The organism is uncultured Campylobacter sp. (assembly GCF_938045465.1).
In the GTDB taxonomy this organism is placed as follows: Bacteria; Campylobacterota; Campylobacteria; order Campylobacterales; family Campylobacteraceae; genus Campylobacter_B.
In genome coordinates, this window is sequence record NZ_CALIBF010000176.1 from 1 (window position 1) to 9,810 (window position 9,810).

Sequence of the window (9,810 nt, forward strand, 5' to 3'; positions counted from 1 at the left end):
TTTCACTATGCAAAACGTCGCCGCAAGCAAAATCGGATGCAGCGCGAGCCTGCCGCTTCTTAAATCAGAGAGTAAATTTTTAAAATATCTCATGCTTTCCCCTTAAAATTCCGCGGAATTTTACTAGCTTTCCATATTTTAAGGCGCGCTTCGGAGCTAAAAAATTTAAAGCAAGGTTTATCGCTGCAGGCATTTCACGACGCGCGCATAGGGCTAAAGAGGCTGCGATACGCGCTTGAAATTTTTGCAAGAAGCTTTGATGAGGGTTGCGTCAGGGAGCTGTTTAAACGCACCAAGGCCGCCTGCGAGGATTTCGGCGCGCTGCAAGATATCAGCGTGTGGCAAAATTTCATCGCGATCTATCAAAAAGCAAGCGATAAAAGCGGCGTCGCGTTTGCGTATCTGCTGGCTCTGGACGCCCGTCTAAACGACCGCCGCGCCGAGCTGGAGGAAAAAATTTTAAATGAAAAAGAGGCTCTTTTGCGCGCGCTGAAAAGATCGCTGCGCAAAATCAAAGCATACGAATAAGGAAAGCCCGTGCAAAAACAGGAAAAAATCATAAAGATGTTCGATGAGATCGCGCCTACCTACGATCTGGCAAACCGCGCCATCAGCTTCGGCGTGGACGTTTCGTGGCGCAAAAAAGCGGTCGAGCTGACGCTTGAAAAGCTTAAAGGAAAGCTCGTGAGTATCGCCGACGTCGCGTGCGGCACGGGCGATATGATAAGCTCGTGGCGCGACGGCGCGGCGCAGCACGGCGTGCAGATCGAGCGGATCGTGGGGATCGATCCTAGCGAGGGGATGCTCGAGGTAGCGAGGCAAAAATTTCCCGGCTGCGAGTTTCTCAAGGCAACTGCGGGCGCCACGACGCTAGATGATGCAAGCGTGGATATTTTAAGCATCAGCTACGGTATAAGAAACGTCGTGGAGCTGGACGCGGCGCTTGCGGAGTTTAATCGCATCATCAAACCGGGCGGCTCGCTCGTGGTTTTGGAATTTACCAAAGCCGCAAGCGGCGGGCTCGCGTTTAAAATCAGAGATTTTTACGTAAGTAAAATTTTACCCAAAATCGGCGCCTTTATCTCGAAAAACAAAGAAGCCTACGAGTATCTGCCAAGCTCAATCGGCAGCTTCCTAGACGCCGCGAGCTTTAGCAAAAAGCTCAAAAATGCGGGCTTTGAGCTGCGCGTACAAAAGGGCTTCAGCTTCGACGTCAGCACGCTTTTCATCGCGGAGAAAATCGCGCGGAAGAGCGACGATGCTTAGCGTAAGTGAACTAAACGCCCAAGCCAAGACGCTTTTGGAGACGAGCTTTAGCTTCGTCGAAGTCGAGGGCGAAATATCTAAGCTTAGAATTCAAAGCACGAGCGGGCACTGGTATTTCACGATCAAAGACGCGAGCGCGGCGATCGATTGCGCGATGTTTAAATTTAACGCCGCGCGGATAAATTTTATCCCCGCCGTCGGCGATAAGCTCATCGTAAGCGGCAAGGTCTCGCTATACGCCCCCACGGGCGCGTATCAGATCCAGGTCTCAAATATCCGCAAAAGCGGCGAGGGCGAGCTGGAAGCGGCGTTTGCCGCGCTAAAGCAGAAGCTTAACAAAGAGGGGCTTTTTGATGCCGCGCACAAAAAACAGCTTCCGAAATTTGCCCAAAGCATCGCGATCATCACGAGCGCAGGCTCTGCGGCGCAGGCAGATATGCTTCGCGCGGCGCAGGACCGCTTCGCGCTTTGCAAGATCGATCTGTATAACGCGCTAGTGCAAGGCGAAGGCGCGCCCGCTTCGATCATAAGCGCTCTGCGCGCAGCCGACGAGAAGGGCTACGATGCGATCGTAATCGCTCGCGGCGGCGGCTCGCGCGAGGATCTGTGGTGCTTCAACGACGAGGCTCTGGCGCGCGCGATCTACGCGGCCAAAACGCCCGTCATCTCGGCGGTCGGGCACGAGATCGATTTTAGCATCAGCGATTTCGTAGCCGATCACCGAAGCCTCACGCCCACCGCCGCGATGATCGATCTGCTGCCCGATATTTGCGCGATCTTTCAGAGCCTAGACAGCGTAAGCGACGCACTTTATAGGCTGATAAAAGATAAAATTTCATCCGCACAAAACGTGTTGAGCCTCACGGCTTTACAGCTTAAATCAAAATCGATCGAGCCGAAAATTTCAGGCTCGCTCGCGGGGCTTTTAAATTTTGAGCTTAAATTTAAAAGCTTCGTGGACTCCAAGCTAAGCGCCGCAGAGCACACGTTAAGCGCTAAGGATGAGCTTTTGGCGCAAAAGGCGAAATTTTTTGAGATCACCAAAGACCTCGTTCAAATCCAAAAGGGTGGCAAAACGGTGGCCCTAGGTGAGCTTGCCGCGGGCGACGAGTTCGTCCTTTGCTCGCAGCAGCTCAGCAAAAATGCAAAAATCATCTAAAGGAAGCAAAATGGATAGAGTAATAAATTTTAGCGCAGGACCTAGCACCATCCCGCTGGGCGTGCTAAAGCAGGCGCAAGAAGAGCTGCTAAACTACGCGGGGCGCGGATTTTCGATAATGGAGATCTCGCACCGCACCAAAATTTTCGAGGAGGTTCTGCATAGCGCGATGAGCCGCGTGCGCGATCTCTACGGCTTTTCGGATGATTTTACGATTTTATTTTTGCAAGGCGGCGCGAGCCTGCAATTCGCGCAGGTGCCGATGAACCTATACGCAGGCGGCGTCGCAGAATACGCCAACACGGGCAACTGGACGAGCAAGGCGATCAAGGAAGCGGGCGTACTCGGCATAAACTACCGCGTGGTCGCAAGCAGCGAGGAGAGTAAATTCGACCGCATCCCCGAGGTTAAATTTTCTGACGGCGCCGACTACGGCTACATCTGCTCGAACAATACGATCTACGGCACGCAGTATCCGCAGCTGCCGCAGTGCGCCTGCCCGCTCGTGGTCGATAGCTCGAGCGATCTGTTTTCGCGACCCGTGGATCTTAGCAGCGTGGGGATGTTTTACGGCGGCATTCAGAAAAACGGCGGGCCCGCGGGCGTTACGATGGTTGCGATCCGCAAGGATCTGCTAGATCGCGCGAACCCCAAAACGCCGATGATCCTGCGCTACAAGACGCAGGCGGACGCGGACTCGATGAGCAACACCCCGAATACTTTCGGAATTTACATGCTAAATTTAATGCTCGGCTGGATCAAGGATGAGATCGGCGGGCTCGCGGCGATGCACGAGCGCAACAAGCGCAAAGCGGCGCTACTTTACGGCGCGATCGATGCTAGCGGCGGCTTCTACCGCGGCCACGCGCAAAAGGACAGCCGCAGCCTGATGAACGTGAGCTTTAATATCGCAGACGCCGCGCTTGAGCCGGTTTTCGTCGCGCAGGCGGAGGCGGAGGGGATGATCGGGCTTAAAGGACACCGCGTTTTAGGCGGTATCCGCGCCTCGATCTACAACGCGATAAACTACGAGGACGTAGAAAAACTAGTCGCTTTTATGAGCGAGTTTGCGCGCAAAAATGGCTAGCGGCGCTTAAATTTATAGGTTTTGAGCGCAGCTCGCGCTTATAGACGAGATTGTTTAGGATCCGCGCTTGCCTTGCCGCTGAGCTGGTTATTTGCCATAGCCCTCGCTTTTATAGCCGGTATTTTACGGCAGAAATAGCTTTGATGCGGCTTGGATTTCGCTGCTAGAATTTTATTGAAGGCAAAATTTTATGATGTTAAATTTTGCATTGGATGAAGTCTGATGGCTTTGATTTTGCAGCGGCGAGCGGACTTGGTGCTGCTGGGATTTATTAGGTAGAATTTAACATCTAAAACGCTATTGTCGGTGTTCGAGGAGGGCGGTTTATTTATGTAGGCGCAGGTTTAGCGTATCTAGCGTCTAAATTTAAGCTTAACCCTAAAAACGGGCAAAATTAAACGAAAGGATTTAAATGAGTTTTAAGAGATTTTTTGCAGTAGCGCTTGTGGCGGGCGCTTTCGCTTCGGTGAGCGCAGAGGCTAGCGCTGCTGGGGATTTTTGTATCAAAAACGGCGGCGAGCTAATCGTCCGCAAAGACGGCAACGGCGTGGACTACACCGTTTGTAAGCTGCCCGACGGCACTATGATCGATGCTGAAGAATTTTTTATAAAACAGGCGGCGATTTGAGCAAATTTAAGAGCGTAAATCGATAGAATTTTATCGATTGTGAGATTTGCAGCAGCGAAATTTCATAAAATTCTGCGTCAAAATTCCTCTTTAAAATTTAGATGAATTCTAACTAGCAAGCGTTAGCACAAGTAAATTATTTGGGTACCTCATACAAAGTGAGGGCAGCAGAGTGATGGAAGGAATTCGATTATCCAAATGTCAACGATGTTTGGAGATTTTGCTCTAGCAAGGTGCTGAAAGCGGCGGCTACTCAAAGCAGAAATATTTTAAGCGATTTGACGCAACGTAGACAATCTGCTAGATTGCTTGATTACGACGCAGGTTTTTTGGATATGCGATAAGCAATTTGCGCTCATAGTTGCTGAGCTTAAATTTTAGCCGTTCGTGGGCGTAGCTCACCTCCTTTTTTTTAAAAAGCTCAAATTTTAGCCGCCTGTGAGCGCCCATTCGCTTCCTTTGCCCGCGTAAATTTAGCGCGTAAAAACCACGACCTCGCCGCGCTCAAACGTGATCTGCCGTCCCGCTAGATACAGCTCGAAGTAGGGCTTCAAAAAGTCCTCCTGCGGCCTTTGTGCGTAATTTGGATACTGCAAGTACGCAGGTAGCAGATAATTGCAGTCGATCGAATAATACGCCTCGCCGAGCACCCATAGCTTCGCATCGAGCTTAGGCGCGTCTATCATCCGCTCCGTGATCGCCTCATAGACGGCGTCCGCAAGCTCATCTTTGTTATGCGCAAAATCAAAACCTTCCTGCACGCGCGGATTTTATTTCGTCAAGCATTTTTAAAAGCTCATCATCGCCGAGAAACTCGGCAAAAATTTTTAAATTTTGAACGTACGCTAAAGCTAGACTCTTAAGCGCTTCGTCATCAAATTTCGGATCCTGCGGCGGGCAAAAATATCCGGGCGCCACGCCTTGATCGAACGCCTCCCGCGTCTGCTGCGCCGTGACTGCGTAGATCGGCATTATACGCACTTGCAGCTCAGCGCCGTTTTGCAGCGGCGCAAACACCGCCCGCGCGCCCGCGCTGTCAGGCATGAAGCACTGAAAAAGCCCGTAAAGCTTATCCTGCAGATCGATCTCTTCGCAATCTAAATCAAGATCTAGCCCTGCAGCCTCGTTAATGTGACTAGCGTACTCGAAATTCGTCATTTTCGCCCCTTTAAATTTTGACCGTCAAAGCGTTTGCGTGGAATTTTACCTAAATTTTGCGCATTTGCCGAATTAAAATTTATGCGAGATAAGACTTTTGCAGAATTTAAAATTTAGCGGTTCGGTTTGGATTCGGTACCGCGGCAAAGCGGGTGGAGCGATTGGCGGCGGCGGGTTGTCGCGCAGGTGGTTAGCGGCGTATGGGTTGTCGCGCGGCGGCGGACGGCGCCCGACAGTGACACCTGCGGCACGTAACGACAGGGGTAGCCGATGATCGCGACCGCAGCGCTCGGAGCCTACTTGTTCACAGAAGCGGATTTTTCAAGTTCAGGCCGTCGCAAAATGGCGGGCAGTGTATTGGATGACAGCGGCGACTGCAACGCTCGCAGGCCCCACTTGCTCGCAAAAGCTGGCTTGCGTTCAGAGTGCGCATTAGCGACGCAAGGTCGGCGGCATTGTTTGATCCGTTACGCGCGAAATGAAATTTTATCGTTTAAATTCTAGAGCAAGACCTGCTTCTGCGGCGGCAAATTTGCTTGTAGGAATGAAATTCGTCGTTCAAATTTAGCAAAGATAAAATTTTAAATCGCGTAAATCGCGGGAGGAGGCAGGTAATTATTTGATTTTGTTCGCGTCGCGCAGTATTTAGGCGATGCGACGCAATTAAATTTTATTCTATCCCCGCAAATGCTGCTTTTGCGTCCGCCAGATCCTTCTCGTCCGGGTGTTTCGCAGCCTCCGCCCAGCGCGCAAGTCGCTCGGGGGTGATAGGGTGGGGCGAGTTGCCGCCGGCCGCCATTTTTCGCATCATTTCAAGTAGATTCGGATCGATCGCGCCCTGGCAGGCAAACTCCCTTATAATCTCGTTGCCGTTTGCTTTAAGCCCCTCTTCAAAGGTATCCAGGCACTTGCGCGAGTGCTCGCCGTCCGGCTCCGCGCCCAGAGTCATAAAAACGCCAAGCTTTTTGCCGTGAATCTTGCGTAAAAAGCGCATAAATTTCGCTTCGGCTTCGCCCTTATCGACGTAAAAGCCCAAGGCTATGAAATCGTAGTCATCGACCTCACCCTCAAAGTCGCGGAAATTTAGACTCTCGCAGCCCAGTTGCTCGGCGATCGCGTCGCCCACCTTTTTCGTGTTACCCGTTTGCGAGGTGTAAAGCACGATTTTTTTCATACAAAATCCTTTCTAATAATGTTTGCTATCTCTTCGTTGATGTTGTTGCCCCAAAAAATTCCGTCCAAGCTCAAGATCGATCTTTGATCTTTTAGCTCCAAAAGCCCCCAGCTTTGAAATTCTTTGAGCTTTTGCACCGCTTCGTCGTAAATGCTCGCGCTCAGAGCCTCTTTTAGCTCGTTTAAGCTTACGATCGGGTATTGGAACAGATTGTTTAGCACGCTATATTTTGCCTCGCGCTCATCGATTCGCGAGATCATCTTGTGTCCCGACACGCCGTAAATTCCGAAGCCCGCTACGTGTCCGCCCGCGCCGTTGCCGATAGGCAGGATATCCGTGCCCTTGTGGCTTAGCTTGATGTAGCCGTAGTTATCGCGACCTTTTCGAGCAAGTTTGGTAAGCTCCAAAACCTCGAAATTCCCGCTTTGCAGTAGCGCCTCTGCAAAGGCATGGTGCAGCTTTTTATCAGTCGGCAGATCGTAGTAGGAGGTGTCGATCTTTTTGGATAGCTCCGAGCCATCGAAAAACATCAACGAGTAAAAGCTGGCGCTATCTAGACCTAGCTCATTTACGTAATGCGCGTCCGCGACCGCCTCCTCTACGCTTTCGTTCGGGAAGTTGTAGATGATGTCGCAGCAGAGCATGCCGTCAAATTTTTCTCTAAGATCTTTTAATCGTTCGATCGCGCGAGCGGGCTTATGCACGCGGTTTAAAAGCGCGCGCCCCTGTCTGCTGAAGGTCTGCACGCCGATGCTAAAGCGGTTTACGCCGAAGCTTTGCAGAGCGAGCGCTTTTTGCGTATCTAGATTATGCAGCGTGGTCTCTATGCTGATCTCGCAGTCGTCCGCAATCTTAAAATTTTTATGCAGCGCGCCCAGAACCTTTTCGAAGTGAGCTTCGCTAAATACGCTCGGCGTGCCGCCGCCGAAGTAGATACTTTTAACGCTTTTGGCGTCGAAATAGGGCATCTCGCCGTAGTCTTTGATCTGGCGGATTAAAAATTTAGCGTATTCGTCCAGCTCGTCGCCAAGCTTGGAGCGCATCATCGAACAAAACGAGCAGATGTTGTCGCAAAAGGGCACATGCAGATAGATCACGCAGCCGCTGTCTTTTGCGGGCTGTTCTAGCGTATCGAACAGCTCGTTTTCGCTCGCGGAGACGCTCTCGAAAAGCTTGGAGCGGTGGTGAGTTTTAATGCGTTCTTTAAACATCTATTTGACCGCCTCTGCGTAAATTTCATCCACCGTCTCACCGATCTGCGGGCTGCCCCGCAAGATGAGCGTCGGGGCTTTTAAAATTTTGCCCGATTTTACCGCTTTGGTATTTCTAAGGATCGGATTTGCTTTTAAAAAATCCTCCGTCTCGCCGCCAACGACGACGATTATATCGGGGTTTTGCTCGAGGATGTATTCGGCAGATACAGAAGGCGTGCTACCTTTTAGGCCGTCTGTGATATTTTTGGCGCCTAGGCGAGCGAAGATATCGCCTACTAGGGTTTTGTCGTTAAAGGCCATAGTGGCGTTTGAGCCGAAAAATAGCGCTACTTTTTTGCCGCGAAGAGCGGGTTTGTCTGCAAAAATTCCATCCATCTGAGCGCAAATTTTATCCGCCTCGCTCTCTTTTTTTACGATTGCGGCGACCTTCTTTACGTTTTGGCAGATCTCTGCGGTGGAGTTTGCATCCATCGCAAGGCTCTTAAGTCCCAGTTTTTGCAGATTCTCGCTAACGCCTGCGGAGTGAAAGCTCGTGATGACCAGATCGGGCTTAAGCTCGACGATCTTTTCCATATTCGGCTTTACGTAGGTGCCTACGCTCGGTAGTTTCGCGGTTTCTGCCTCCGGGCGGATCTTGCTCATCGAGGTAGTTGAGATCGCAGCGATCTGATCCTGCGCTCCCAAAGCGTAGATGATCTCGACTGCAGCGGGATCAAGTACGACTAGACCTTTGGCGAGCGCAAAACTCGCCGAAAGCAAAGCTATAAGAATTTTTTTCATAATTTCTCCTTTTGCGGTAAGATAAATTTGGTTCCTAAATTTTCGACTATCAGGGCGTCAAAGCCGTAAATTTCTTTTATGATCTGCGGCGTAAAAAGCTCGCTCGCGCTACCGCGATACCTCACTGCGCCATCTTTTAGCATCAAAATTTCATCGCAAAACAGCGAGGCTAAATTTAGATCGTGCAGTACGATGACGCTCGTTAAATTTAGCGTTTTGGTTAAATTTTCGCAGATCCTCATCGCCTCGATCGCGTAGTTTATATCAAGCGCGCCCGTGGGTTCATCGAGCAGTAAAATTTCAGGCTCGCTTACGAGCGCTCTGGCAAGCAGCACGCGCCCGAACTCGCCGCCGCTTAGCTCAAACGCGCTGCGATTTAAAAATTTCTTCACGTCCAAAAGCTCGGCGATTCGCTCTACTTTGTCGCGGTCGCTGGCATCGTAGCCGCTAAATGCGCTTTTTAGGCGGCAAAATCTGCCCGCAAGTAAAATTTCATTCACGTTTAGCGCGGCTGCGAGGGCTGTTTTTTGCGGCACGAAGCCGATAAGTGCGGCAAGCTCTTTGAGGCTATATTCGCTTGCTTTTTTGCCGTTTATTTCGATGATGCCGCTTGCGGGCTTTAAAATTTGCAATATGTTTTTTAGCAAGGTGCTCTTGCCGCAGCCGTTAGGACCCAAAATCCCGTAAAATTTACCCCGCTTTAAATTTAACTCTATGCCTCGCAAGATCGCCCGCTTGCCGTAGCTGAAGTTTAGCGCCGAAATTTTCATGCATGCTTCCTAAACGCGAGGTATAGAAAAAAGGGCGCGCCGAAAAAGGAGGTCACCACGCCGATCGGAATTTCTACCGGCGAGAGGGCGTTTTTAGCGATTACGTCGCAAAAAACCAAAAAAACTCCGCCGGTAAGCGCGCTAGCAGGGATCAGCACGGCGTTGCTAGACGTGCGAAGCGCCATGCGCAGCGTGTGCGGAATGATGAGCCCCACGAAGCCTATCATCCCCGTAAATGCGACCGAAAAGCCGATGATGAGCGAGGAGACGATGAGTAGGCTCTTTTTGGACCTCTCGACGTTGAGTCCTAGCGATTTAGCCTCCTCGTCGCCGTTTAAGATGATATTTAGCTCGTGGCGCTTCGCGTAAAAATACGCCATGCAAAACAGCAGCGGCGGCAGCAAAAGCGCGATCTTTTGCCAGTTTGCGCCACCTAGATAGCCCATCATCCACGCCGTAATCCTAAAGCTATCCTCTCCGATGAGATAGACCGCGAAAGAGGTAAATGCGCCCAAAAACGACGATACGGCGATGCCTACGATTAGCAGAGTCGAGATCGAGCGAGTATGAGCGG

The 9,810-nt window shown here is 51.0% G+C and carries 13 protein-coding genes; 5 read left to right on the forward strand and 8 right to left on the reverse strand.

Features of this window, described 5'->3' with window-relative positions; genetic code table 11:
* Positions 1-135 precede the first annotated feature (135 nt).
* The 5 genes from Q0413_RS08540 to Q0413_RS08560 all read left to right on the forward strand — a co-directional run bounded on the left by Q0413_RS08540 (position 136) and on the right by Q0413_RS08560 (position 4,140).
* Positions 136-528 (forward strand): CHAD domain-containing protein, encoded by a 393-nt coding sequence (locus Q0413_RS08540; protein ID WP_298988790.1) that lies wholly within the window; start codon positions 136-138, stop codon positions 526-528.
* A gap of 9 nt (positions 529-537) precedes the next feature.
* Positions 538-1,266: a bifunctional demethylmenaquinone methyltransferase/2-methoxy-6-polyprenyl-1,4-benzoquinol methylase UbiE gene (gene ubiE / locus Q0413_RS08545; protein WP_298988675.1), complete on the forward strand. Its 729-nt coding sequence runs from the start codon at positions 538-540 to the stop codon at positions 1,264-1,266.
* Positions 1,259-2,425: an exodeoxyribonuclease VII large subunit gene (xseA, locus tag Q0413_RS08550; protein ID WP_298988695.1), complete on the forward strand. Its 1,167-nt coding sequence runs from the start codon at positions 1,259-1,261 to the stop codon at positions 2,423-2,425. The genes ubiE and xseA overlap by 8 nt, the downstream gene beginning before the upstream one ends.
* A 10-nt stretch (positions 2,426-2,435) precedes the next feature.
* Entirely contained in the window at positions 2,436-3,512 is a 1,077-nt protein-coding gene (gene serC, locus Q0413_RS08555; RefSeq protein ID WP_298988704.1) for a 3-phosphoserine/phosphohydroxythreonine transaminase, read from the forward strand.
* 412 nt (positions 3,513-3,924) lie between these two features.
* Positions 3,925-4,140: a DUF333 domain-containing protein gene (locus Q0413_RS08560; protein ID WP_298988712.1), complete on the forward strand. Its 216-nt coding sequence runs from the start codon at positions 3,925-3,927 to the stop codon at positions 4,138-4,140.
* Between the two features lie 300 nt (positions 4,141-4,440).
* On the opposite strand, the gene Q0413_RS08565 is transcribed toward Q0413_RS08560, so the two are convergent.
* The 8 genes from Q0413_RS08565 to Q0413_RS08600 form a co-directional block, all read right to left on the reverse strand.
* Positions 4,441-4,590, reverse strand: a complete 150-nt coding sequence (locus tag Q0413_RS08565; RefSeq protein ID WP_298988719.1) for a hypothetical protein — start codon at positions 4,588-4,590, stop codon at positions 4,441-4,443.
* 23 nt (positions 4,591-4,613) lie between these two features.
* Complete coding sequence (locus Q0413_RS08570) at positions 4,614-4,901, reverse strand: sodium:solute symporter (protein ID WP_298988729.1); 288 nt, start codon at positions 4,899-4,901, stop codon at positions 4,614-4,616.
* Entirely contained in the window at positions 4,885-5,298 is a 414-nt protein-coding gene (locus Q0413_RS08575; protein WP_298988736.1) for a hypothetical protein, read from the reverse strand. Before Q0413_RS08575 ends, Q0413_RS08570 begins: the two co-directional genes overlap by 17 nt.
* A gap of 670 nt (positions 5,299-5,968) precedes the next feature.
* Positions 5,969-6,472 (reverse strand): flavodoxin family protein, encoded by a 504-nt coding sequence (locus Q0413_RS08580; protein WP_298961620.1) that lies wholly within the window; start codon positions 6,470-6,472, stop codon positions 5,969-5,971.
* Positions 6,469-7,683 carry a radical SAM protein gene (locus Q0413_RS08585; RefSeq protein ID WP_298988745.1) on the reverse strand — a complete coding sequence of 405 codons (1,215 nt, stop codon included), beginning with the start codon at positions 7,681-7,683 and terminating at the stop codon, positions 6,469-6,471. The genes Q0413_RS08580 and Q0413_RS08585 overlap by 4 nt, the downstream gene beginning before the upstream one ends.
* Positions 7,684-8,466 carry an ABC transporter substrate-binding protein gene (locus tag Q0413_RS08590; RefSeq protein ID WP_298988754.1) on the reverse strand — a complete coding sequence of 261 codons (783 nt, stop codon included), beginning with the start codon at positions 8,464-8,466 and terminating at the stop codon, positions 7,684-7,686. It lies immediately after the preceding gene.
* The gene (locus tag Q0413_RS08595; RefSeq protein WP_298988774.1) at positions 8,463-9,236 is read right to left on the reverse strand and encodes an ABC transporter ATP-binding protein; all 774 of its coding nucleotides are present in this window, start codon (positions 9,234-9,236) and stop codon (positions 8,463-8,465) included. Before Q0413_RS08595 ends, Q0413_RS08590 begins: the two co-directional genes overlap by 4 nt.
* The coding region (locus Q0413_RS08600; protein WP_298988780.1) for an iron chelate uptake ABC transporter family permease subunit at positions 9,233-9,810 on the reverse strand (578 nt) is incomplete at its 5' end. The genes Q0413_RS08595 and Q0413_RS08600, both read right to left, overlap by 4 nt.

Excerpts from the sequence above, each read along its gene's own strand:
- xseA (WP_298988695.1), top strand. The coding sequence starts at position 1,259 with ATGCTTAGCGTAAGTGAACTAAACGCCCAAGCCAAGACGCTTTTGGAG.
- serC (WP_298988704.1), top strand. The coding sequence starts at position 2,436 with ATGGATAGAGTAATAAATTTTAGCGCAGGACCTAGCACCATCCCGCTG.
- Q0413_RS08560 (WP_298988712.1), top strand. The coding sequence starts at position 3,925 with ATGAGTTTTAAGAGATTTTTTGCAGTAGCGCTTGTGGCGGGCGCTTTC.
- Q0413_RS08565 (WP_298988719.1), bottom strand. The coding sequence starts at position 4,590 with ATGGGCGCTCACAGGCGGCTAAAATTTGAGCTTTTTAAAAAAAAGGAG.
- Q0413_RS08575 (WP_298988736.1), bottom strand. The coding sequence starts at position 5,298 with ATGACGAATTTCGAGTACGCTAGTCACATTAACGAGGCTGCAGGGCTA.
- Q0413_RS08580 (WP_298961620.1), bottom strand. The coding sequence starts at position 6,472 with ATGAAAAAAATCGTGCTTTACACCTCGCAAACGGGTAACACGAAAAAG.
- Q0413_RS08585 (WP_298988745.1), bottom strand. The coding sequence starts at position 7,683 with ATGTTTAAAGAACGCATTAAAACTCACCACCGCTCCAAGCTTTTCGAG.
- Q0413_RS08590 (WP_298988754.1), bottom strand. The coding sequence starts at position 8,466 with ATGAAAAAAATTCTTATAGCTTTGCTTTCGGCGAGTTTTGCGCTCGCC.
- Q0413_RS08595 (WP_298988774.1), bottom strand. The coding sequence starts at position 9,236 with ATGAAAATTTCGGCGCTAAACTTCAGCTACGGCAAGCGGGCGATCTTG.